At 54.1% G+C, this 23,627-nt stretch carries 24 protein-coding genes and 1 riboswitch; of the genes, 9 read left to right on the top strand and 15 right to left on the bottom strand.

The window, feature by feature from the left end:
• Positions 1–2: 2 nt before the first annotated feature.
• The 4 genes from J4E70_RS00730 to def (J4E70_RS00715) form a co-directional block, all read right to left on the bottom strand.
• Positions 3–239, bottom strand: a complete 237-nt coding sequence (locus J4E70_RS00730) for a GlsB/YeaQ/YmgE family stress response membrane protein (RefSeq protein WP_213887152.1) — start codon at positions 237–239, stop codon at positions 3–5.
• A gap of 91 nt (positions 240–330) precedes the next feature.
• Positions 331–1,230 (bottom strand): methionyl-tRNA formyltransferase, encoded by a 900-nt coding sequence (fmt, locus tag J4E70_RS00725; RefSeq protein ID WP_213887151.1) that lies wholly within the window; start codon positions 1,228–1,230, stop codon positions 331–333.
• Positions 1,227–1,730, bottom strand: coding sequence for a peptide deformylase (def, locus tag J4E70_RS00720; protein WP_213887150.1), 504 nt, complete (start codon positions 1,728–1,730; stop codon positions 1,227–1,229). Before def (J4E70_RS00720) ends, fmt begins: the two co-directional genes overlap by 4 nt.
• Complete coding sequence (def, locus tag J4E70_RS00715; RefSeq protein ID WP_213887149.1) at positions 1,727–2,248, bottom strand: peptide deformylase; 522 nt, start codon at positions 2,246–2,248, stop codon at positions 1,727–1,729. Before def (J4E70_RS00715) ends, def (J4E70_RS00720) begins: the two co-directional genes overlap by 4 nt.
• Before the next feature lie 94 nt (positions 2,249–2,342).
• On the opposite strand from def (J4E70_RS00715), the gene J4E70_RS00710 reads away from it, so the two are divergent.
• Positions 2,343–3,515 carry a MalY/PatB family protein gene (locus tag J4E70_RS00710; protein ID WP_213887148.1) on the top strand — a complete coding sequence of 391 codons (1,173 nt, stop codon included), beginning with the start codon at positions 2,343–2,345 and terminating at the stop codon, positions 3,513–3,515.
• An 18-nt stretch (positions 3,516–3,533) separates the two neighbouring features.
• On the opposite strand, the gene J4E70_RS00705 is transcribed toward J4E70_RS00710, so the two are convergent.
• The 9 genes from J4E70_RS00705 to J4E70_RS00665 all read right to left on the bottom strand — a co-directional run bounded on the left by J4E70_RS00705 (position 3,534) and on the right by J4E70_RS00665 (position 11,426).
• On the bottom strand, positions 3,534–3,881 hold the full coding sequence (locus J4E70_RS00705) for a hypothetical protein (RefSeq protein WP_213887147.1): 348 nt from the start codon (positions 3,879–3,881) through the stop codon (positions 3,534–3,536).
• 85 nt (positions 3,882–3,966) lie between these two features.
• Positions 3,967–4,758 (bottom strand): precorrin-4 C(11)-methyltransferase, encoded by a 792-nt coding sequence (gene cobM, locus J4E70_RS00700; RefSeq protein WP_213887146.1) that lies wholly within the window; start codon positions 4,756–4,758, stop codon positions 3,967–3,969.
• An 87-nt stretch (positions 4,759–4,845) separates the two neighbouring features.
• On the bottom strand, positions 4,846–6,657 hold the full coding sequence (gene cobJ / locus J4E70_RS00695) for a precorrin-3B C(17)-methyltransferase (RefSeq protein WP_213887145.1): 1,812 nt from the start codon (positions 6,655–6,657) through the stop codon (positions 4,846–4,848).
• Positions 6,648–7,349 carry a precorrin-2 C(20)-methyltransferase gene (gene cobI, locus J4E70_RS00690; protein WP_213887144.1) on the bottom strand — a complete coding sequence of 234 codons (702 nt, stop codon included), beginning with the start codon at positions 7,347–7,349 and terminating at the stop codon, positions 6,648–6,650. The genes cobJ and cobI overlap by 10 nt, the downstream gene beginning before the upstream one ends.
• The gene (gene cbiE, locus J4E70_RS00685; protein WP_213887143.1) at positions 7,346–8,545 is read right to left on the bottom strand and encodes a precorrin-6y C5,15-methyltransferase (decarboxylating) subunit CbiE; all 1,200 of its coding nucleotides are present in this window, start codon (positions 8,543–8,545) and stop codon (positions 7,346–7,348) included. Before cbiE ends, cobI begins: the two co-directional genes overlap by 4 nt.
• Entirely contained in the window at positions 8,542–9,180 is a 639-nt protein-coding gene (locus tag J4E70_RS00680; RefSeq protein ID WP_213887142.1) for a precorrin-8X methylmutase, read from the bottom strand. The genes cbiE and J4E70_RS00680 overlap by 4 nt, the downstream gene beginning before the upstream one ends.
• A gap of 72 nt (positions 9,181–9,252) precedes the next feature.
• Positions 9,253–10,344: a sirohydrochlorin chelatase gene (locus J4E70_RS00675; protein WP_213887141.1), complete on the bottom strand. Its 1,092-nt coding sequence runs from the start codon at positions 10,342–10,344 to the stop codon at positions 9,253–9,255.
• Between the two features lies 1 nt (position 10,345).
• Positions 10,346–10,576, bottom strand: a complete 231-nt coding sequence (locus J4E70_RS00670) for a DUF6732 family protein (RefSeq protein WP_213887140.1) — start codon at positions 10,574–10,576, stop codon at positions 10,346–10,348.
• Between the two features lie 220 nt (positions 10,577–10,796).
• Entirely contained in the window at positions 10,797–11,426 is a 630-nt protein-coding gene (locus J4E70_RS00665; RefSeq protein WP_213887139.1) for a class I SAM-dependent DNA methyltransferase, read from the bottom strand.
• Between the two features lie 145 nt (positions 11,427–11,571).
• Here J4E70_RS00665 and J4E70_RS00660 point away from each other — a divergent pair, with 145 nt between their 5' ends.
• The 6 genes from J4E70_RS00660 (at position 11,572) to J4E70_RS00635 (ending at position 17,000) form a co-directional block, all read left to right on the top strand.
• Complete coding sequence (locus tag J4E70_RS00660; RefSeq protein ID WP_213887138.1) at positions 11,572–12,546, top strand: glutathione S-transferase family protein; 975 nt, start codon at positions 11,572–11,574, stop codon at positions 12,544–12,546.
• Positions 12,547–12,686: 140 nt separating this feature from the next.
• Positions 12,687–13,055 (top strand): DUF1636 family protein, encoded by a 369-nt coding sequence (locus J4E70_RS00655; RefSeq protein ID WP_213887137.1) that lies wholly within the window; start codon positions 12,687–12,689, stop codon positions 13,053–13,055.
• The gene (locus J4E70_RS00650) at positions 13,052–13,996 is read left to right on the top strand and encodes a threonine-phosphate decarboxylase (RefSeq protein WP_213887136.1); all 945 of its coding nucleotides are present in this window, start codon (positions 13,052–13,054) and stop codon (positions 13,994–13,996) included. Before J4E70_RS00655 ends, J4E70_RS00650 begins: the two co-directional genes overlap by 4 nt.
• A complete protein-coding gene (gene cbiB, locus J4E70_RS00645; protein ID WP_213887135.1) occupies positions 13,993–14,907 on the top strand; it encodes an adenosylcobinamide-phosphate synthase CbiB in 915 nt (304 codons plus the stop codon). Before J4E70_RS00650 ends, cbiB begins: the two co-directional genes overlap by 4 nt.
• 59 nt (positions 14,908–14,966) lie before the next feature.
• Positions 14,967–16,145 (top strand): lytic murein transglycosylase, encoded by a 1,179-nt coding sequence (locus J4E70_RS00640; RefSeq protein ID WP_213887134.1) that lies wholly within the window; start codon positions 14,967–14,969, stop codon positions 16,143–16,145.
• 24 nt (positions 16,146–16,169) lie between these two features.
• Positions 16,170–17,000, top strand: coding sequence for an HMG-box domain-containing protein (locus J4E70_RS00635; protein ID WP_213887133.1), 831 nt, complete (start codon positions 16,170–16,172; stop codon positions 16,998–17,000).
• A gap of 209 nt (positions 17,001–17,209) precedes the next feature.
• On the opposite strand, the gene J4E70_RS00630 is transcribed toward J4E70_RS00635, so the two are convergent.
• Together J4E70_RS00630 and smc are read right to left on the bottom strand one after the other, a co-directional pair.
• The gene (locus J4E70_RS00630) at positions 17,210–18,598 is read right to left on the bottom strand and encodes an aminotransferase family protein (RefSeq protein ID WP_213887132.1); all 1,389 of its coding nucleotides are present in this window, start codon (positions 18,596–18,598) and stop codon (positions 17,210–17,212) included.
• Between the two features lie 192 nt (positions 18,599–18,790).
• Entirely contained in the window at positions 18,791–22,246 is a 3,456-nt protein-coding gene (smc, locus tag J4E70_RS00625; protein ID WP_213887131.1) for a chromosome segregation protein SMC, read from the bottom strand.
• 204 nt (positions 22,247–22,450) lie between these two features.
• Positions 22,451–22,667: riboswitch (cobalamin riboswitch) on the top strand.
• Positions 22,668–22,704: 37 nt separating this feature from the next.
• Between smc and J4E70_RS00620 the strand changes: the two genes are divergently transcribed.
• Together J4E70_RS00620 and J4E70_RS00615 are read left to right on the top strand one after the other, a co-directional pair.
• A complete protein-coding gene (locus J4E70_RS00620) occupies positions 22,705–22,875 on the top strand; it encodes a CbtB domain-containing protein (protein ID WP_213887130.1) in 171 nt (56 codons plus the stop codon).
• 3 nt (positions 22,876–22,878) lie between these two features.
• Positions 22,879–23,601 (top strand): CbtA family protein, encoded by a 723-nt coding sequence (locus tag J4E70_RS00615; RefSeq protein WP_213887129.1) that lies wholly within the window; start codon positions 22,879–22,881, stop codon positions 23,599–23,601.
• The last annotated feature ends 26 nt before the right edge of the window (positions 23,602–23,627 follow it).

The raw sequence follows: 23,627 nt of genomic DNA, 5'->3' as shown, positions 1-23,627 counted from the left end.
CGTTACTTTGGCCAGTACCGCTGCCACAACCAGATCAGAGCCATCGCACCCAGTACCGCGCCAACAAACCCTGCGGCCCATCCCATAACCGCGAGTGAAGTGCGCAGCAACACGCCACCGACTAACGCCCCCAGAACGCCAACCGAAACGGTTGTAATGACATCTGCTTCAATTTTCATCAACCGTGTAGCCAGAAACCCGGCTGCGGCACCAACAATGAACAATGCAATAAATCCCATGCCACTGAATATGGGTGAATTCGAACAAATGTGAAGCCCATTCCACGCAAAGCACTTAAAGAAATGCGCCGCAGGTGTTCAATACGAATAGTTAGCTAAGCCTGGCTGGCAAATCGAAACCGCGAAGAAACTCTTCTGCTTCCATTGCGCGTTTGCCTTGCCTCTGTGCTTTCAGCACCTCGACAGCGCCTTTACCACAAGCGATCCGCAATCCACCCAGCACTTCGCCCGGCGCACCCATACCAGCAACCAAACGGCTTTGAAGCAGCTTCACCCGCTCCCCCGCAACATCACACCATGCCCCCGGAAACGGTGAAAGGCCGCGTATTTTACGGTCAACTTCTTCCGAGGACGCTGTCCAATCAATCCGCGCCTCTGCTTTTTCAATCTTCTCTGCGTAGCTCACGCCGCTGGGCGGTTGTGGTGCCCGAGGCAATTCTTCCAATCGTTCCAACGCGTCACATATCAGGCGTGCGCCCATTTCAGACAAGCGGTCAAGTAGCATCCCGGCGGTCTCTTCTTTGCCAATTAGCGTCGCCTCACGCAAAACCACATCTCCCGTGTCCAGCCCTGCATCCATCTGCATGATGCAAACACCCGTTTCTATATCTCCAGCCATGATTGCGCGATGTATTGGGGCAGCACCCCGCCAACGCGGCAGCAGCGACGCGTGAATGTTCAGGCACCCCTGAACAGGCGCGTCTAGTATTGCCTGCGGCAGGATCAGCCCATAAGCCACAACAACAGCAACATCTGCGTCAAGTGCTGCGAACTCTGCCTGCTCTTCTGCCCCTTTCAAACTAACCGGACACCGAACTTGAAGACCAAGTTCTTCGGCCTTGGCCTGTACCGGAGACGGGCGTTTCCTCTTACCACGGCCAGCCGGGCGCGGTGGCTGTGAATAAACGCAAACAACCTCGTGTCCCGCTGAAACCAATGCTTCTAATACAGGCACAGAAAACTCAGGCGTTCCCATGAAAACCACTTTCATGAGCGTTTCCTTAGCTTCTCTGCCTTCTTCAACAGCATGTTGCGTTTCACTAGCGAAAGCCGGTCAAAATACATTTTGCCTTCCAGATGATCGATCTGATGCTGAACGGAAGTTGCCCAGACACCTACAAAGTCCCTGCGCTCAACAACGCCGTCTTCATTCAGAAACCGAACTGTCACCGCGCGCGGCCGTTCCACTTTTGCCGAAACGCCGGGCAGGTTCGGACTTCCTTCTTCATGCTCGCGAGGCGCAACAGAGCTATGAAGTATCACCGGGTTCGCCATTTTTACGACTTGTCCGCGTTCGTTAGAGCAATCGACAACAGCCAACCGCTTCATCATACCAATCTGCGGCGCTGCAAGTCCGAGACCCGGCATCGCCTCCATCGTGTCAACCATGTCAGCCCAGATTGCACGTATGTCGTCGGTAATTTTCTCAACCCGTGCGGCTGCCGTTTTCAACCGCTTGTCAGGCCAGGGAACAAAGGGACGAACGCTCATTCACGCGCCCGTTCACGTTTTACCTTGACCATTCTGCGTGTAATCATCTGGCGCTTCAGCGGCTTAAGGTAATCGATAAACAGCTTACCGTCTAAATGGTCAATCTCGTGTTGAACGCATGTGGCCCACAGTTTATCGAATGTTGCTTCATGCTGAGCCCCCTCGATGTCCGTCCACTGAACAGTCACTTCTGCGGGCCTTTCGACCTCGGCGTATTGTTCCGGGATAGACAGGCAGCCTTCCTCATAGACGTTCTTTTCCTCAGATTCCCAGACGACCTTTGGATTGAACAGCACCATCGGTTGGGGCGCAGCGCCTTCTTCTTTAACACAGTCAAGCACGATCAGACGTTTCAGTACGCCAACCTGCGGCGCGGCAAGACCAACACCCGGCGCATCATACATGGTATCAAGCATATCGCTCGCGAGCTTTTTAAGCTCGTCGTTCACGACGTCGACAGAACGCGACACCTTCTTAAGGCGCGGCTCTGGATAAATCAGGATCGGTCTAACAGTCATAAGTGTGATTTAGGATAACATCGGCCTGCGTGCAACGCCTCTTGCGCTTGGCGCTTAAGTGACTAGCTTGTCGTCGATTCTACAGGAGGCACACATGAGCTTTGACGAAATCATCGACCGGCGCGGTCACCTGTCCGGTAAATGGGACATGATGGAAAAAATCTATGGCGTCGCTGCGGATGAAGGTTTGGCAATGTGGGTCGCCGATATGGATTTCAAATCGGCTGACCCAATCCAGAAAGCCGTTCGTGATATGCTTGATCACGGTGTCTACGGCTATATCGGCGATTACCGCCCTTACAAAGCGGCTATTAGTTGGTGGATGCTGAACCGTCACGGATGGCGCGTTGAGCCAGAGTGGGTTTTCACCACGCACGGTCTTATCAATGGTGTCGGCCTTACGCTTGAGACCTTCACAAACCCCGGCGATGGCATCGTTTTGTTTACACCCGTCTATCACGCCTTTGCCCGCATTATTAAATCTGCTGGGCGTAAAGTCGTAGAGTGCCCATTGGTGCTGAATAACGATAAATATGAAATGGATTTTACAACTTACGATGCTCAGATGACGGGCAACGAAAAAATGGTCATTCTATGCTCGCCCCACAATCCGGGCGGGCGGGTCTGGACTGAGCGTGAATTGCGTGATCTTGCAGATTTTTGCAAGCGGCACGACCTTTTGCTTGTTTCCGATGAAATTCATCATGATCTGGTGTTTAACGGTGCAAAACACATTCCAATGCCTCTTGCTGCACCGGATATCATCGATCGGCTGATCATGCTAACCGCGCCGTCTAAGACTTTTAATATTGCCGGCACGCACACGGGCAATGTCATTATTCAGGATGAAACACTGCGCGCGCGCTTTGCTGCTACAATGGCCGCAATGGGCATTTCTCCCAACAATTTTGGTGTTGCCATGACGACCGCCGCCTATTCAGCAGAAGGGGCTGTTTGGGCGGACGCGTTAGTCGAGTACCTTGATGGTAACCGCAAACTTTTTGACAAAGGCATCAATGCAATCCCCGGCTTGAAATCAATGCCGATGGAAGCGACCTACCTGTCATGGGTTGATTTTTCTGGTACTGGAATGACCCGCGAAGAGTACAAATCCCGCGTAAACAAAACAGCAAAAATCGCGGTGAATTATGGATCTACCTTCGGCAAGGGTGGCGAAAACTATCTCAGGTTCAATATTGGAACGCCACGCGCGCTAATCAAAGAAGCTGTTGATAGAATGCAAAAGGCCTTCGGGGACCTTCAATAAAATCAATAACTTGTGCTTCTACTGACCCAGTAGCGCAATTGGCGCGTTTTCTGCACGCTCAAAATCCAGCGGCGCTTTGTCCAGAGCGAGCGTACTGCGCTTGAAATCATAAATCATCTGACCGTCTTCTTCTTCAGAAGCGACGATCAGACATTGGTACAGGTGCCTTGAGCCATCGAAAACGTCAACCAAACCCCGAAGATGTGGTGCATTTTCAGCATCCAGGGCAAAACCTGTTTCCCAAAACCGCAGTATCGGAAAAATCTCGTCATCTGTATGAACACGCAAACGGCTTTTGCGCATCAAATCACGCTTGCGGGCCGCTTCCAGCCCTTCGCGCACTTCCTTTGGTAAAAAATCAGTCATAGCAAACATCCCACTCCCCGAATCACATTTTCGGCATGAGATTACATCAGGTCAAGTTAACCTTTTGCGACCATTGCATTTTTTACTAAGTGTTGTGATCCTCCACCAAACCCACACCAATGACAGGCCGCAAAACATGCGGTTTTTCGGGATCATAAAGCGCTGAATCTTTGAATTCTTGCCCGGCTGCCAAAGCAGGCCCAACCATGATCAAAGCCGTGCGCGTAATCTTTTCCGCGCGGACTTTTTTGCGTATGTCGCTCAGTGTTCCACGAATTAGCATCTGGTCTGGCCAACCGACACGATAGCCAACAACTACAGGGCATTCAGCCCCATAGTAAGGCACCAGAACACGTTCAATTTCCCGCATATTCCTTACAGCAAGGTGGATCGCCAGTGTCGCTCCGGTCTTGGCGAAATTTTCCAGCGTTTCCCCTTTTGGCATTGAGGTAGACTGCATGGACATCCGGGTCAGCACGATAGATTGCGCAATCTCGGGGATTGTCAGTTCTTGCTTCATTTCCGCAGCCATCGCTGCATAGGCAGGCACGCCTGGAATGACTGCGTAGTCGATACAATCCGCCTTCAATCGCCTTATTTGTTCAGCGATCGCTCCATAAAGCGACGGGTCCCCCGAATGCACACGCGCAACATCTTCGCCGCGCTGGTGGGCCGCCAGTATCTCAGCATGCGTATCATCGAGCGTCATAACCGCCGTGTCCAAAACACGCGCACCCTCCGGCGCACATGCAACAACCTCTGGCGGAACCAGAGACCCTGCATAAAGACAAACCGGGCATTCCCCGATCACACGCTGCGCTTTCAGTGTCAAAAGCTCCGGATCACCCGGACCTGCACCAATAAAGTAAACCGTCATATCAATCTCCTGAGAACCATCAGAAGCGGGCTCGCCTCAACACACGCACAAATGAATGGCGTGTGGGCGCAGCCCAAGCTGTTTGGTTCAAGCCCCCTTGGCCAAATCACCATCAATTTTCCGCGCATAGCCACGCGGTGTGTACATACGCGGACCTTCACCCAACGCCGCAAGTTTTGTATGACTGGACCCCACCAAAACGACTGTCAGCATATCGACCTCATCAACTTCCAGTTCATCAAGGCGTCGATACCGCACATATTCTTCTGGCCGTCCAAGCGAACTTGCCAGCATTACAGGCGTGTCAGCAGGGCGATGCTGCAGCAGAATGTCCCGGGCTTCAGCCAGCAAAGTGCGCCGCCGCATCGACACGGGGTTATAAAAGGCGATGACAAAATCTCCCTCCGCCGCCGCCTTCAGGCGCTTCACAATATCTTCGCGTGGCGTCAGCAAGTCGCTCAGCGAAATCGCGCAGAAATCATGGCCCAGCGGCGCTCCAGCCCTTGCTGCTGCACCTTGCAGTGCCGAAACCCCCGGCGTTGAAATTACTTCAACCCGACGCGCGGCATCGGTCACACCCATCGCTTCAGGTCCGCGATCAAGCAGCTCAAAAACCAGCGCACCCATCGCGTAAATACCGGCATCCCCTGAACAGATAAGCGCAACATTTTTGCCTTTGCCTGCCTGTTCCAGCGCATATCTGCAGCGGTCTTCTTCACCACCCAGCGGGAAATCAGACCTTTCCTTGCCATAGGCCAGCGGCCCCAACAAATCGATGTAAAGCCCATAGCCAACCAGTTCTTCAGCCTCAGCAACCAAATGGCTTGCTTCTGGTGTTCGCCAACTATGTTGGCCCGGACCAATCCCGATAATCGACAAACGGCCACGCGCACGCCCCGGCAGATCAACAATTGGATCTTCTGATCGCGCAACAGCGCAGGTTACATTCGCCGTTTTCCGTTTTGCGATGGTCAACTCAGACCCTGCACCAGCCGCCGCAAGGGCCGCACCTTCACTTACGCCGTGACAGCCAACTTCGGCAAATACTACGTTTGACGGTGTTTTCAGGCGACCTGCCTCTGCCTCCAGCTGCGCTGCGGTGAACAAGCGCAACGGAACGCCAAGCCGCCGTGCGGCTTCAATTATTGCTGGCTCGTCACCCTTCAAATCTATGGAGTTGACCGATGCAATCGCACCCTCTGCAATTCCTGCATCTGCCAAACTCTCTGTTACCAGCGACCAAAGCTCTTCCGGGTCCGCGTTGCGCGCACACCCGAGGCCCAACGCATAACGCTGCGGGTGATAAACCAACTGCTTTTCTGACCCCTCAGCCAGTGCTTCGCTTACCAGTAATTCAACAGTACCGGCTTGGTCTGAGGCCAGATCAAAAATCTGCTCACCCGAAAGTTTCGCACCTGCTCCGCCAAGCAAAGCAGCCATTACCGCCTTTGCGTCCGAAGGGTTTGCGAGCCGGTACCCCAATGGTGGCTCATCAAGTGCAACGCCCATCGCAACATCGCCAGCAGTCGTAACGGCTGTAACAGCATCCAAGGCAGTCGCGATCTCGCTTGCCAAACGGTTGGCCCCACGATGCCCACCCAGCAAGGGGACAACGACGGAACCGTCGTCTGACACCGCGACCACGGGTGGCTCAACAGTCTTGTCAGCCAGCAAAGGCGCCACCGCCCGGATCAGTATGCCAGCAGCACAAACCCCGATAATCGGCGTTCCACTGGCAAACAAAGTCCGGGTATGCTCAAGCGCGTCAGGGAAATAGGCGTCCGCCACGTCAACACGCCCTTCGCGCCCGTGCACTGACGCGCCCAGCGCGCCAGCAACGGAATGTGCCGTTTTCTCTCCAGAACGAGAAAGGCATAAAACAACGGGTTTCAAAGCCATGGGTCGGCCCCTTTTGTAACAAGTATCATTGAAAAATATGGCGCGGGCGCGGGGGCATCGGCCAAGGGCATACGCCGCTCATTACCCAGCGTCGCGCGTTCAACATAAGACGCGCGTTCCAGCAAACCGAGCCGCTCAAGGATTGCGCGTATCTTACCCAGGTGCCGCCCGACCTTCATGATGACCACGCTGTCGGACGACACTATCCGCTCTTCCATTTCCGCTGCAGCGAGCGGCCCAGGGATCACGGTCAGAACCTCGTTGCGTGCCGCAAGGGGCATTCCAATTGCACCTGCACAGGCAGTCATAGACGTAACCCCCGGTACAATTTCGACCTGATAGTCAGTTGCCAGCCTCGCAAACAGATACATGAAAGAACCGTAGAAGAATGGGTCGCCTTCACAAAGGCAGACAACATCTTCACCCTTTTGCAGTTCCGCGGCAATCGCCGCTGCACCTTTGTCATAGGCCGCTTGCGCTGGCGCGCGCTCGACAGTCATCGGTACATCCATGACAATCTCGCGCGCAGTGTTAGGAATAAACTCTGATGCAATTGACCGCGCCAAACTTTCGCCACCAGCCAATGCGGGATAGGCCAGAACACCCGCGCCGGAAATCAAGCGATGCGCCTTCATCGTCAAAAGCTCCGGGTCGCCCGGCCCCAGACCCACACCATAAAGTGTTCCGCTCATCTTTTTACGAGGCTCCATTGTGTCACTGGCATAAGCGGGCGCCAGCCGGTGCGCGGCCCGACGGGCTCTGCCCGATGGACCTGCAGTTTTACCAATTGCCCACCGTAAGTCTTGTGCAGATTTATAAGCACCGCTTCGCTTTCAAGCGTCACTGCATTCGCGACGAGCCGGCCAAGTGGACGCAAAGACGCCCACGCGGTCTCGAACGTTTCAATACTTAGACCACCGCCTATGAAAATAGCATCCGGCGGGTCTAGTCCTTCCAGAGCTTCCGGAACCTGACCATCGATCAGTTCCAGTTTGGGTGTACCAAGTGCCAATGCATTAGCAGCCGCCATCGCCCGCCGGTCTGCGCGAGGTTCAATACCGATGGCACGCGCATAGCGCGCCGCGCGCATCCATTCGACAGCAACCGACCCGCAGCCTGTTCCGATATCCCAAAGCAAAGCACCCCGCATCGGCATCAGCTTGGCCAATGTCGCGGCACGCACCTCCTGCTTCGTCATCGTCCCGTCATGCTGAAACAGATCGTCTGCCAAACCCGGAACTCGCGGTAATAGCGCTGCATCAGGTGCCGCGATGCATTCAACAGCCAGCGTATTGAATGCAGGAACGATGTGATCCCAGCTCTCAGCGATTCCATCGAACCGCTTTTCATTTTCGCCGCCCATCGCGGCCAAGACAGTCATTTTGGACTGCCCAAACCCACGCTCGGTCAAAAACTTGGCGATCTGTCCCGGTGTCTCTGCACCAGTCGTTAAAATCAGCAGCCGCTGGTCAGGCTGGATGAAGGCAATCATTTGCTCAACAGGTCGCCCATGAACCGTCAGCGTTTCAAGATCCGCCATCGACCAGCCCATGCGTGCTGCCGCCAATTGAAACGCACCAACCTGCGGATAATACGTGATCTCTGCCGGGTCAATCGCCCGCCCGATCCTTGCGCCAACCGAGTACCAAAGCGGATCCCCTGTTGCCAGCACAACAACACGCTTGCCTTTGTAGCTGCCAAGCAAGTCAACCAGCGCATCAAAAGGCGAAGGCCACGCGACGCGCTCTGCACTCACGATCTCGGACAGTTCATGATGCCTGTCGCCACCAACAATCACTTCGGCGGCTTCAACGACGGCACGCGTCGCTGGTGTCAGGCCATCCAGCCCGTCCTCGCCGATCCCAACAATGTGCAACCATGATTTCATTGTGCTTCCTCCGGCAAGCCGACAGCAAGTGCGTTTACGGCTGCCGAAGCGATGGCCGATCCACCACGCCGTCCACGCAATGCAACAAATTCACACCCTCGGGAATTTGTGGCAAGTTCAGCTTTGCTTTCGGCGGCACCGACGAAACCAACAGGAAACCCCAGGATCACTGCCGGTTTTGGCGCACCCGAATCCAATAATTCGAGCAAATGAAACAAAGCAGTGGGGGCGTTTCCGATTGCCACAACCGCCCCTTCCAACTGATCGGCCCAAAGTTCAACAGCGGCAGCAGAGCGTGTGTTACCAATTGATTTTGCGCGTTCTGGCACTGTCGCGTCATTCAGCGTCACGATAACCCGGTTGTTGTTAGGCAGATAACGACGGATGATTCCGGCACCGACCATTTCGCAATCACAAAGAATCGGCGCCCCAGCCTTAAGCGCCGCATGCCCGGCCACATATGCCTCCGTAGAGAAAGCAAGCCTGTCCGCCACTTCGACCATTCCACAAGCATGGATCAGCCGTATCGCCAATGCTTCCATCCCCGGCCCAAAGCGTTCCAAGCGCGCTTCTTTCCGGACTGTTGCAAAGCTTTGCGCATAGATCGCGCCGGGGTCTTTTTCATATGGTCTCATGCGATGCCTTTGCCGCAAGCGCCAATCAAACTGATGACGCAAAGCCCCTTGGGGCTTTTCCTTTTGAAAACGCTATCCTTTGGTGCGCGCGCTTTCCGGGCCATGCGGGTGTTTTGCGTGTGGGTAAACTGCATGCTGATGATCATGATGGTGGTGGTGGCCGTCCTCGTGCACATGGTCATGATCGTGATGATGGTGGTGATGCTCCATCTCCAACCTACATTCCCCGGTACAAAAAGTGTCGCACAATTTACAATCTGCCACGTTTGAGCCGGGCGCGTTCGCACCTTGCCCTTCAACATGGTGATGATGGCTTTCCTGAACTGCGCCAACTTCAGCTTCAAAGCCCAATACCTGCGTTCTATATTTGCAGGTACCGCATGTAGGCGGCACAACGTCACCCAATTGCTCTGTGACCCGTTCCGCAAAGGTCGCAAGCACATCGGGATGGTCATTCAGATAGCCTGCCTTGACGAACTCAATGTCCGGATGCGCGGCTGCGACCTTGTCGGTGAACCCATAAATCCGGTCGATCAGAATGCCGGTAAAAAGAAAATACGGAAATACGACGACGCGCTTGTATCCAAGCTTTACGACGTGGTTCAGGCAAGGCTCAACCAGCGGAAAGGTAACGCCGGAATAGCCAACTTCGCACCAGCCAAACCCCATGCCTTCCTGCAACATGCGTGCGATCTTTGAAACATTTCCGTTTGCATCCGGGTCACTTGCACCGCGCCCGATCACAACCAAACAAGTTTCCTCAAGGGGGACATCGCCCTGCGTATCATTGGCTGAGTCCACCGCTTCCTGAATGCGCGCGCCTGCGGCAGCGATCATTTTTGGATCAACGCCCAGTTCGCGCCCGTAGGTCAGATCAACGCCGTGTTTCTTCGCATAGGTGTTCAACACTGTAGGAATGTCATTCTTGGCGTGCATCGCGGCAAACAGCATTCCGGGTACTGCCAGAATACGGTCGCATCCTTTTTCGCGCAGACGATCAAGCCCGTCGCGAATAACTGGATTAGCGAACTCCAGATAGCCATAGTCGGTTTCCCAGCCCTCTGGCAGCAGTGCTGGCAGCTTTTCTGCAAGAACGGCAAACTCATCAACCGCCGCGTGGCTGCGCGAACCATGGCCGCAAATCATCACACCAATTTTGGACATTTCAGGCTTCCTGTAATTCTTCGGCCTCGGCCTCGTCTTCAGCTTCTTCATTGTCTTTTGTTTTTGTCTGATCCTTGCCTTTCAGCTTAGCCCAGAGCCCCAAAGCAATCGCCAACCCGATAGCAGCGGCACCAAGCCAATGATCATGACCCAGCGCTTCCGCCATGTGGCCCGGATGCGCCAATGCAGGCGCTGCGGGAAGAATTGCAACAGTGGTCAGTAAAGATTTCATTACATGCGTCCTTTTCTCAATCCTCCCGGACAGGCCAAAGCGGCAGACACGCATGTCTCCGACGATGCTGCTTGTGATTCCCAGCTTGGGTCAATCACGCACAGCCAACCTCTCTGGCCCAACGGGCTTCGTCTGAAATTTGTATACGTTGGGGATCAGACCTTCGCAAACGGATTCGCGGCGCACAGGCGGATAAAACCGACAAGCACATCTAAACGAACTAAAGAGCCCGATACACGAAAACTCTGGTCAGCAGATCTTCTTCGCCATTCGTGTACGGGCAAAATGCTTCTGATTTTTCAACAAATTCCCACGTGCCCGCAGCATCAATTGCATCCATTACGTCAGGAAAACCCTGCTCGACCCAGGTATTTTCAACCACATTGAATATGAATGGCGATCCCGGTTTTGTCAGACGCAACAATTCAAAAAGAGAGCTCGGCGGCGCATGTCCAACCCCAAATGATCCAACACAGATCACCCCGGAAAAAATATTGTCAGCAAAGCTCAGTTCTTCACCAAGAACTTGGCGTTTTACGGCTTCATAAGCCCCCGTCCTGAGCGCTTCTGCCAACATAGCCTCAGAGATGTCGATGCCTGTGATCTGATCGTATCCCAGGATTTGAAGACACGACCCAACCTGACCTGTACCCGCGCCTGCGTCCAAAATTGGACCTGAACCCAAAGGTATATGGCGTGCTGCGAACCCGGCAGCAATCCCTGGCAAACGAAACCCTTTCGCAGCCGTATCGGCGTCATAATCCGAGGCCCACTTATCATACAACCCCTCCGCCCCGCCGGATTTCGCCGTATCGTATACGTCGCTTATAATGTCTTTTTCGTCAGCCATATCATCCCCTGAGCAATGTTCGAGTGTGCGTAGCTTCGCAAATATCAAGCTCATGTGCAAAGACGCAGGTGTCTTGCGCTAAAGTACAGGTTTTCCAGCCGTTCACTGACCCTTACCTTCAGCGCAACAAAGGAACGGAGACCAAATGGGACAGCTCGTAGAAGGCAAATGGCAGGATGTCTGGTATGACACCAAATCGACTGGTGGAAAATTTGTGCGCTCTAATGCAGGGTTTCGCAATTGGATCACGCCGGATGGCACGCCCGGACCATCAGGTGACGGCGGATTTCCAGCTGAAAGTGGCCGTTACCACCTCTATGTCTCTTACGCCTGCCCCTGGGCGCATCGGACCCTGATTTTCAGAGCTCTGAAGGGCTTGAGCGATCACATCAGTGTTTCAGCAGTACATCCCGATATGCTGTCTGACGGCTGGACGTTTGAAGCGGATTCCCACGGAGCGACTGGTGATGCGCTCTATGGTCTGCCTTTCTTGCGTGATATTTACACCAAAGCTATGCCGGATGTGTCCGGCCGTGTAACAGTGCCTGTTCTTTGGGATAAACAACAGCAAACCATCGTCTCTAATGAATCTTCTGAAATCATCAGAATGTTCAATTCTGCCTTTGATGGCTTGACTGGAAACACAGACGACTATTGGCCGATTAATCAACGAGAGGCGATTGAAAATATAAACGCCCGGATCTACGGCGAAATTAACAACGGCGTTTACAAAGCGGGGTTTGCGACCTCTCAGGCGGCTTATGACTCTGCAGTCAGCACTCTTTTCGACGCGCTCGACTGGTTAGAAGAACATCTTTCGAATAACCGCTACCTGCTCGGGAAATCATTGACCGAGGCGGACTGGCGTTTGTTCACAACCTTGGTGCGCTTTGATCCGGTCTATCATTTGCATTTCAAATGCAATCGCAGACGGATCATCGATTATCCGAATATCTGGGGCTACACGCGTGAACTGTTCCAGCACCCCGGTGTTGCCGAAACTGTGAACTTTGAACATATCGTGCGCCACTATCATTACAGCCACGATACCATCAATCCAAACCGGATCATCCCGATCAATCCGATCCTTGATTTTCGCACGCCACACGGTAGGGGTTAGCAAGAAATTTGCAGAAGCATTCTATGTGACCATGTCGCCTCGAGACACGCCGTCGTGTACTTTTATCCTTCAGCTTGGCCTTGCACTTGCGAGCCGAATCCGATTGATGAAACCGGAACACTGAGCGCGCGAGGCTTACTATGACGACCTGGATTACAATCTGTGATACGTGCAAACGTGAAGATTGGGATGCCGCCAGCGGCGATCTGACAGATGGCGAGGTTCTGGCCGAACTCATCGAGAACCGTGCGGATGGTGATGTGAAAACACGTCGCGTGTCTTGTCTTATGGGATGCACTCGAAGCTGTAACGTCGCAATTCAAGGTGCTGGTAAGCTCAATTACACGTTGGGTGAATTCACACCAAACGACACGTCCGCCGACGCGATTGTCGAATACGCGCGACTGCACGCCGAAAGCGAAACAGGACAAGTGCCTTATCGTCAATGGCCTCAGGGTGTGAAAGGCCATTTCATCACCCGCCACCCCCCACTGCCTGACGATGAATGACCGAGACCCGAGATCACGGCGGCGGCCTTGATGCCGCAATCGCGCGTTATGGCGGCACCCGCGCCGAATGGCTGGATTTGTCGACAGGGATTAACCCTGTACCGTACCCGATACCCGACTTACCTGCAGACGCCTGGACGGCTCTGCCAGACCGCACGGCGGCTGGTTCCCTGATCGCGGCCGCCCGGAAACTCTGGAATGTACCGGGCAAAGCAGATGTTCTGCCTACCCATGGGGCATCTGCCGCTATTGCGCGCATCCCGTCTTTCGCGACGGCGGGAACTGTTGCCATACCGGGGCCGACTTACAACGAACACGCGGCGGCGTTTCGTTCGTTTGGCTGGCGTGTTTCGGACACAGTTGACCAAACCTCAGATGCAACCGTCGTGGTGCACCCAAACAACCCGGATGGGCGATGGTGGAACGAGTCTGATCTAAACGCACCACTTACAGTTATAGACGAAAGCTTTTGTGACATCGCGCCCAGACGAAGTCTGATCCACCTCGCCGAAAACCCCGGAACACTTGTGTTGAAAAGCTTTGGTAAATTTTGGGGACTCGCTGGCTTGCGTCTGGGGTTCGTTATTGGCGACCCTGACCATGTTGCTCGTTTGAGAGACGGGCTTGGCCCCTGGTCCGTTTCCGGCCCGGCCCTTTCCATAGGTGCAAAAGCTTTGGACGATACTGAATGGGCAGCCAATGCCCGTGATCGTTTGAACGCAGACGCAGCGCGGCTCGACAGCATGATGATGGCCAAGGGTGCCGATTTACTTGGCGGGACTCCGCTGTTTCGTCTCTACAACGTTGACGGCGCGGCACAATGGCAAGATCATCTTGCAAAGAGTTTTGTTTTGACACGGGTTTTCCCCTATAGCCGCACATGGTTGCGCCTTGGGTTGCCCGCACCCGACCGATGGTCACAATTAGAGGCCGCCTTATGAATACCGCCCTAATCCTCGCCCTGGCGCTTTGCCTTGATGCGGCATTTGGCGAACCTCGATGGCTTTGGTCTAAGTTTCCGCATCCTGCAGTTTTGATGGGGCGTGTCATCGGCTGGGCGGACAAGCGTTTTAACGCAGGTGCCGCGAGAAAACGGAACGGAACACTGTTTTGCATTGGGCTTAGCGTAGGTGCCTTTTCTATCGGAGCATTTCTCGCGGATTTCTTCCTTGGCGACCTTGTTTCGCTTCTGTTGGCAGCAACCCTGCTCGCGCAGAAAAGCCTCGCGCAGCATGTGCAGGCCGTTGGCGACGCATTGCGCCTTTCGCTAGGTGATGGCCGCCGCGCTGTGGCGCAGATTGTGGGGCGTGATACCGCAGAGATGGACGAAACGGCAGTTACCCGTGGTGCGATTGAAAGCGCCGCAGAAAACTTTTCTGACGGTGTCGTCGCGCCTGCGTTCTGGTTTCTCGTCGCAGGTTTGCCCGGCCTATTGGTTTACAAAGTTATCAACACTGCAGATTCTATGATCGGGTACAGGAACGAACGTTACGAGGATTTTGGCTGGGCCTCTGCGCGCCTTGATGATCTGCTGAACTGGATTCCCGCACGCCTGACTGCGGTACTTATTGCGGCAACCTATCTGCGTCCTGACGCTTGGCATACCATCCGGCGCGATGCCGGGCTACACCGGTCGCCAAATGCTGGCTGGCCCGAAGCAGCGATGGCGGTCGTTTTGAACGTCTCACTTTCTGGTCCACGCAGTTACGATGGCGAGATCCGCGACTTCCCTTATGTTTACCCAGAGGGTCGAAGAACCGCCGGACCTACGGATATTGACGCAGCAACGTCCGCCCTTTGGCGGGTCTGGGTGGGTTTATTAGGTTTGGTGCTCCTGATTGCACTGTTTTGATACAGTTGCCTTGGGCAAAATACCTGCCTAACCTCAACGCATCAAATTTGGAGTTTTTTATGCGTTTGTCTGTTTTTGCTGCTGCCCTTTTCTTATCACTACCATCCGTTGCGCTCGCTTCTGTTCCTTGCGGAGGAAGCTTCGGCAGTTTCATTTCCAATATGAAGACCGAAGCTGTGTCACGCGGCCATTCACGCGCGAATGTTGATCGCTTCTTTTCAAATGCGCGGCGCGATCCTGCCGTGATCCGAGCGGACAACGCACAGGGGGTCTTCAAAAAAACCTTTATTGATTTTTCTCGCGCCGTGATCAGCCAGAACCGTATGACCAACGGTCGCCGAAACGCCGAACGGTATGACACCGTCTTTGACCGGGTCGAACGTGAATATGGTGTTTCGCGTGGGGTGTTACTGGCGTTCTGGGCGCTGGAAACAGACTATGGCGCGGTGCAGGGCGATTTTAACACCCTGAATTCCTTGCTGACCTTATCGCATGATTGCCGCCGCCCCGATCTGTTTCGCCCGCAGGTCTTTGCCGCGCTGGAGTTATACGAGCGTGATGATTTTGACCCTGTGAATACAAAAGGTGCCTGGGCCGGCGAAATTGGCATGGTCCAGATGCTGCCCAAAGACATTCTGGAAAACGGTGTTGATGGCGACGGTGATGGACGTGTGAGTCTTAAAACCTCGCCTGCTGACGCGCTGTTGTCAGGTGCACGCATGCTGCGCGGCCTTGGCTGGCGCGCGAATGAGCCTTGGCTGCAGGAAATCACCGTACCATCCAATCTCGACTGGTCACAAACGGGGTTGAACCATGAGCGTTCAGTTCGCGAATGGGCGCGCATGGGTGTTGCGGCACGCAGTGGAGGGTTAGGTTCAGCGAACCTCAACGCATCCGTGCTGCTCCCTATGGGGCGTAACGGGCCAGCTTTCCTCGCCTATCCAAATTTCAGCGTCTATTTCGAATGGAACAAGAGCTTTGTCTATGTGACAACAGCCGCCTATTTCGCAACACGGCTTGAAGGCGCGCCGGTCTATGATGCGCGCACCCCAAGCCCCGCACTTTCCGATGCGCAGATGCGTAACCTGCAAAGCAAGCTCGCAGCGCGTGGCCGTGACGTTGGCGCGATAGACGGAATTTTGGGTGCAAAAACCCGGGCCGCGGTGCAAGCTGAACAAGTGAGACTTGGCCTGCCGGCCGACGCATGGCCGACGACAGAGTTGTTAAACCGTCTTTGACAATCGTACAAAAAGGTCTTTGAGATGCGAGACTTGCTGAGGATGCTCAAGGTCACTGCAATCCATGCATCCGGCCCCGATTATGACAAAGATGATGCTTCCATCTACACCTCAGATGGAACGCCCGACGATGATTTTATTTCCCAAGATGACGTTGGTGATGAATTTTTATGGTTTGGCTGGCTTCAACAACAAGAAGGCCTCGTCACACCACTGGGCTGGAAGCTAAAAGCCCACGATAACCTGATAGCAGAATGGAGGGGAGATCAGTTTTGGATCAACCTAAATGATGAGCAGCATCGCTTTCCTCTTAGCTGTGACGCACATAATACCTACATCACCATTTCGTCCATCGCGTATCTTCTTAGGGAAAGATATGACTTCTGGCTTGTGAAGTATCTTATGGGTGCTGATACGCACGCCTTATTGATAACGACCAAAACGGAAACTGAAGAGCTTGCTTCAAACCATTCCCGTGCAATGTCCAGGTGGTTCATACCCCTCCAACTAGGGCATGACTACTTTAGCGGCATTGATGTTCCCTATCTCGATCACGAGAACCATAATCCGCTGTTTGAGAAACAACGTGACGCGATTGCACCGGTAATCGTAAAAATTCACGAAGAAATCGCAAACAAAGGTGCCCGGGTGCGCGAAGTGCACAAACAGAGAGAACTCTGGTTAAATGAGCTGCTCCATGATGTGAAAGCGCCAAATGTCAGCGTGGAAGAAATTTCCAGGATGAGCGCGGAACTTGGGCAAAAAATCACCCAGACTGACAAGGAATACGCAGACATTTTTGCCCGGTTGCGTGAAGAGATCGCACAAATTATCGAAAACTCAGAGAGAAGATAAACTCGCTCTAAGTCCAAGCCAGATACTGGTGATGAAATTCGATTGGAGTTTTCGGGCTTGCTAGGCCGAAGAACGATTTTTTTAAATCGACTCTGATTGTGAGATTTTGATAGTACCGCAAGTTCCACACAAAAACCAACTCAATACAGATACGTCCCATCAGAATCGGCGCCCCGAAAGGCGCCGTTCTTGTAACTCTTTAAACCAGCTTAAGCTTTAGCAAAAACCGTTGTCAGGGCGTTGTCGATTGCCTGTGTGATCTCATCAATATCGTCCTTTGTCGCGATCAGCGCCGGGCTGAGGCACAGGGTATTATTCAACCCGTTCAGTGACCTGTTGGTCATACCAATGATCACACCCTGTTGCATACAATTGGCAACGACAGCAGCAGCCATAGATTCATGCACAGGCTCGCGTGTGTCGCGATCTGCAACCAGTTCGGCACCACAGAACAGGCCCTTGCCGCGAACCTGGCCAATTGCTGTGTGCTTGCCTTCCAACTCACCAAGACGGCCCATCAGGTATTCACCCATGTTGTTGACATTGTCGAGCAAGTTTTCGTCCTCGATAATCCGCATGTTTTCGATAGCGGCAGCTGGGCCGGCGGTACACCCGCCGAAGGTAGAGATATCGCGGAAATAGCTCATGTGATCATCTGGTGTGTCCTTGAACATTTCGAACACTTTTTCTGTCGTCACGGTACAGGCGATTGCTGCGTAACCAGAAGCTACACCTTTTGCCATCGTCACAAAGTCAGGCTTGATGCCGTAGTGCTGATAGCCAAACCACTTGCCGGTCCGGCCAACACCGCAGACAACTTCGTCGATATGAAGAAGGATATTGTATTGTTCGCAGATCTCCTGAACACGCTCCCAATAACCTTCGGGTGGCGTGATGACGCCGCCGCCAGCAGTGACCGGCTCAAGCACAATAGCACCAACAGTGTCCGGGCCTTCGCGCAAGATAACCTCTTCAATCGCGTTGGCTGCACGGATACCATAATCTGATACCTCGCCCCATTGGCTGCGATACTCGAGGCAATGTGGAACTTCGACAAAACCGGGCGTGAACGGGCCGTATTGCGCCGCGCGCTCTGGCTGACCACACGAGCTTAGCGCGGTGATGGTTGTGCCGTGATAGTCGCGGTCACGAAACAGGATTTTGTGCTTTTTGCCACCGTATTTATTGTGGCTGATCTGACGAACCATTTTGTAGACTTTTTCGTTCGCTTCAGAACCAGAGTTAGCATAGTAAACGCGGGTCATGCCCGGCATTTTGTCGATCAAAGCCTTGGCAAATGTCGACCCGGGGATAGACCCGGCAGAGCCAGCAAAATAGTTCAGTTTGATCAACTGGTCGCGCACCGCATTTGCGATGCTTTCGCGTCCGTAACCAACGTTAACGGTCCAGACACCGCCGGACACCGCATCAAGGTGTTCTTTACCTGTTGCATCCCAAACGCGCATCCCCTTGCCCTCGACGATGATTGTCGGGTCAACGGTTTCGTATTTTTTGTGCTGGCTCAGGTGATGCCAGATATGGGCACGATCATTTTCGATCACATCCGAGAGGTCATTGGCGTGGGGCATATTGTCCATTTGACGTATCCATAGATGAGGCCAATCCAAGTTCAGGATCGGGAATGTTTGACGGAATTCAGACGCAAATCGTTCGCGAATCTCAGGCAAGAGAGGCGCATGGTCTGATCATAGTCCATTATCAGCAGCAAACTGGACCAATTTCATCATCCAGACAAATAATAATATAAGTCCAGATTGAACGCTAGATGACTAAGCAACCAGCGTTTCCGCCTTCTTCAAATCGACGCTTACAAGCTGACTAACACCTTGTTCTGACATGGTAACTCCGAACAATCTGTCCATACGCGCCATTGTAACAGCATGGTGCGTAATAATCAGAAATCGCGTATCCGTACGCCGAGTCATTTCATCCAGCAAATCGCAAAACCGCGTAACATTCGCGTCATCCAGCGGGGCGTCCACCTCGTCCAGAACACAAATAGGTGCTGGATTCGCCAGGAACACCGCGAAGATCAACGCCAGTGCTGTCAGTGTTTGCTCGCCGCCAGACAAGAGCGACAAGGTGCTTAATTTTTTGCCCGGGGGCTGGCACATAATTTCTAGCCCGGCTTCCAGCGGGTCATCGGATTCAACCAAAACAAGCTTCGCCTCACCGCCCCCGAACAGGTGCTTGAACAGCATCGAGAAGTTACTGTTCACCTGCTCAAAAGCCGTCAAAAGACGTTCGCGGCCTTCACGGTTAAGGTTCGCGATGCCAGAGCGTAGTGTTTTGATTGCCTCTTCAAGGTCAATCTTTTCCGTCAGCAAGGTGTCATGTTCTTCCTGAATTTCTTTGGCGTCTTCTTCGGCACGCAAATTGACCGCGCCCAAGGCATCACGTTGGCGCTTCAAACGGTTAACATCCGCTTCGATTGCCTCCGAAGAGGTTATTTTGTCCGGGTCAGTACCCAGAGCTTCCAAGAGCTGCCCCGGCGTTGTCTCTTGCTCCTCCGCAATGCGTTCTTCTGCGTAAGACACGGTTTCACGTGCGGCCTCGGCGCGGGCTTCAGCGCGGGCCCGCATCTCTCTGGCCTCGCTTGCCGCGCGCTCTGATTCACGTTCCGCTTCGACCGCTGCGCGCAATGCGTTTTCTCCTTCGGCCAATGTGTCAGTGGCATCTTTGCGGCGTTGTTCCGCTACATCAATTGCATCGGTCAGTTCAGACCGCTTTGCCGCAATCTCCTGTGGCGCTTCAGAAGCCGCTTTCAACTCCACCTCGGACTCGGCACGGCGGGTTTCAAGTTCGCCAATGCGTTTCTCGGCGGTTTGCAACCGGTGCCGCCAGCCGCTGACCTCTTTCGTGATTTCCTGGCTGCGCTTCACGCGTGCTTCGCCTTCGCGGCGCAGTTCATCTTGCTCTGATCGCCTTGCCATCATCGTCATACGCGCGGCCTCAACAGTCATTTTGACGTCTTCAACTTCTGCGCGGGCGGTTTCCAGATCACCCAATTCTGTAACGGCCTTTTCGGCCTCACCCACAGATTTGCTTGCGATCATCGCTTCTTCTTCATAACGCGTGACTGCGAGGCCTAACGATTCAAGCTTGCCCTGGGAAATGCTTTGGTCTGCTTCGGCGCGCGAAAGGGCGCGGTTTGCTTCTGTCACTGCGCGATCAGCATCGCGGCGGGCTTCACGAGCCTGCTGGTCAGCGTGTGTCAGCGCGACGAGTTCTTGTGTCAAATGCTCATGCGCACGGCTTGCCCCCTCTGCACGCGCGCTTACTTCTTCCAGATCGCGTTTCAATTCGACCAAACGATTGAGCTGTTGCAGGCGCAATGCGGCAGCACTTGGGGCATCTTCTGCACCGGCACGAAACCCATCCCAGCGCCAGAGGTCCCCCTCAATGCTGACCAATCGTTGACCTGGTTTCAGTTCGCCCTGAAGACGTCGGCCATCCGCCGCATCAACAAGCCCGACCTGCCCCATCCGACGCGCAAGAACCTCGGGAACGCTAACATGGTTGGTCAGCGCTTTCACGCCCTCGGGTAAGGTCTGTGCCTGATTGTAGGCAGGTAAAACCGCCCACCCTGACGCGGCCTCTGGCCCAACTTCTGGTGCACGCAGATCATCCGCCAGTGATGCGCCCAGTGCCTTTTCATAACCCGACTCAACCCGCATAGAATCAAGCACCTGCCCGCCTTCGGCTGTATCCCGTTCAACAAGCTTGGCCAGTGCAGAAACCTCTGCCCGAAGAGCGTTGGCCTCACCTTCGGCCTCGGACCGTTCTGCCCTTGCATCCGCTTCACGCGCCTGCGCCTCAGACCGGGCGTCGTCTGCGTTTACCAGCGCCAGTTCTGCAGCTTCAGAGGCGTCGGCAGCCTGTTTCTGCGCGGTTTCGGCACGGGCATAATCTTGTGTCGCTGCAGCCAGCGCAGTTTTTGCACCGGATACGGCTCCTCGAGCGCGTTCTGCCTCATTTTCGTTTTTGGTCAGCGTTGTTTTATAATCTTCCAGCAAGCGATGCGCGGACTGATGTCGTGCTGCGAGTCGCGCCACATCTTCGGTCATTTGGCCAAGCGCACCTTCGCGTTCCTGCAAAATCCTTGCTGCATTGCTTGCCTCATCAGTGGCGGCCACAAGTCTCGCTTCGTGCCCTTCACCTGATTTTGCAAGTTGAGCTTGTTCCCAGTCGAGACGCTCTATTGTTTCGCCCGCATCTTTGTTGAGACCGGTCTCACGCTCTATATCATGCGTAAGTTGTTCAATTCTTGCTTTAAGGGTTTCAATGGTTTGTAAAGCGCGCGCTTCCTGATCGCTGAGTGTATCGCGCTGAACCTGAAGTCGCTGCAAAACAGCGGCGGCAATTGCCTCTTCTTCGCGCAACGGAGGCAGTGTTTCCTCTGCCGAAGCACGGGTCTTTGCCGCTTGCCTCGCTGCCCCTTCTGCCTGTGCGGCTGCCTTGGTGCGTTCAGTCAGATCTTCGTCGGCCCGCAAGCGTTGATCTTCGGCTTCTTTCCACCGACGATACAAAAGCAATCCTTCTGCGTTCCGCAGTTCGTCACCGATGGTGCGATAGCGCGCTGCTTGCCGTGCCTGCCTTGCGAGCTGTGCAAGCTGGGTGGCGAGTTGCTCAATCACATCGTCAACACGCACCAGATTCGCTTCCGCTCCATTTAGCTTGAGCTCCGCCTCGTGTCGCCGTTGATAGAGGCCTGATATACCTGCAGCTTCTTCAAGAATTCGGCGTCGCGACTTAGGCTTTGCGTTGATCAGTTCAGAAATCATACCCTGCCGAACGAGCGCGGGTGAGTGCGCGCCGGTAGATGCATCAGCAAACAGCATCTGCACATCACGTGCCCTGACGTCCTTGGCGTTCGCCTTATAGGCTGAGCCTGCATCGCGTGTAATCCGGCGTACAATTTCCAGGGTATCAAGATCATTAAAGCCCGCGGGTGCCAGACGATCACTGTTATCGATTTGCAGCAACACTTCAGCAAAGTTGCGCGCCGGTCGTGTGGCGGCCCCGGCAAAGATCACATCTTCCATGCCGCCGCCCCGCATGGCGGTTGGCCGATTTTCCCCCATGACCCAACGCAACGCTTCCAATAGATTAGACTTGCCACAACCGTTCGGCCCGACAACACCTGTCAGCCCGTCGGCGATCACCAGATCGGTCGGGTCAACAAAACTTTTAAATCCGTTCAGTCTGAGCTTTGAAAAACGCAAAAGGGGCTATTACCTGTGATTCTCGTTATTCGTTAATCTTTCGGCTGCAATGCCGCGCTGTCAACGCTCAACCCCATCATCTAGGCAGATAGCGCTACTTATCCACAAGATATCGCGGCTTTTCGCGCATTGGGTTCAAAATAACGTGCCGCAATTTTCACATTGCGCGTCGGAATCGCACTTGACCGAAAGCCCGGAAAAGACGCACATGGTGACATGCATGGTTCCCCACCGGACGCAAAGCGTCTGGGGATCAATTGGGAATGTGGTATGGGCGACCCAATCCGGGACCCGAAGCCACAGCCGCCCCCGCGACTGTATGCGGTAGCGCGCGTCATATGCCACTGGGATTTTTCTCGGGAAGGCGACGTAAGCGTGATCATCCGCAAGCCAGGAGACCAGCCAGGCATGGAACTGAAATCTTTCTGTCGGGTGTGACAGATACAGGAGAACGAACTATGACAACCATGACCCAAACCGCTGCAAAAGCTGACACTGGCCTTCTGCCAATCGTTTCTACAGCTCTTGCTGGTGTGTTCCTGATTTTCTTTGCAGGTTTTGCGCAGGCTACCGTGTTTCACGACACCGCCCATGACACGCGCCACGCAATCGCGTTTCCCTGCCACTAAACTATGACGCTAAAATTGCTTTCCAGCGCGGTGTTCGCTGGATTTGCAGCAGGGCTGATCGCCGTCCTGCTGCAATTTTGGCTTGTCACACCTCTTCTTCTTGAAGGCGAGGAATATGAGACTGGCGCCAAAACACATTTTGAGGGTGTTTTGGTTGTGGTTGAAGATTCCGAAGGCAATATTGTTGCGCCCGAAGAAGAGGCAGCCGAAGTAGCTGAGGAAGAAGAAAACCTGATGGCGCGCCATGCCACCACATTCTTTATGAACATGGTCGTCTTCTCAGGGTTTGGTTTGATTTTGGTGGCTGGCTTTGCGCTTGCCGCTCAGTTTGGACATCAAGTCACATTTCACAGCGGAATGGTCTGGGGACTTGCCGGGTTTATCGCCGTTCAGCTTGCCCCGGCAGCGGGACTTTATCCTGAATTGCCGGGCACACCCGCAGACAATGTTGTTCTGCGTCAGTATTGGTGGATGACCACAGTTGTGACAACGATTACGGGCATCGCCTTTGTCGTCTTTGGCCGTGGGCTGGTTTACATCGTGATCGGCGCTGCTTTGCTTGCTGCCCCGCATATCATCGGTGCGCCGCACCTTCCGTATTACGCGGGTTTTGCCCCACCCGAACTCTCGGCATTGTTTGTGTCGCGCACGTTGTTCGTTATGATGATTGCCTGGGTTGTTCTAGGTGGCGTCGCCGGGTATTTCTGGCATCGCCAAACCGACTAAAAACATCGGCGGCACATCCTGTGCCG

The organism is Pseudohalocynthiibacter aestuariivivens (assembly GCF_018457175.1).
GTDB classification, from domain to species: domain Bacteria; phylum Pseudomonadota; class Alphaproteobacteria; order Rhodobacterales; family Rhodobacteraceae; genus Pseudohalocynthiibacter; species Pseudohalocynthiibacter aestuariivivens.
This window is presented reverse-complemented; position numbering and strand designations above follow the sequence as displayed.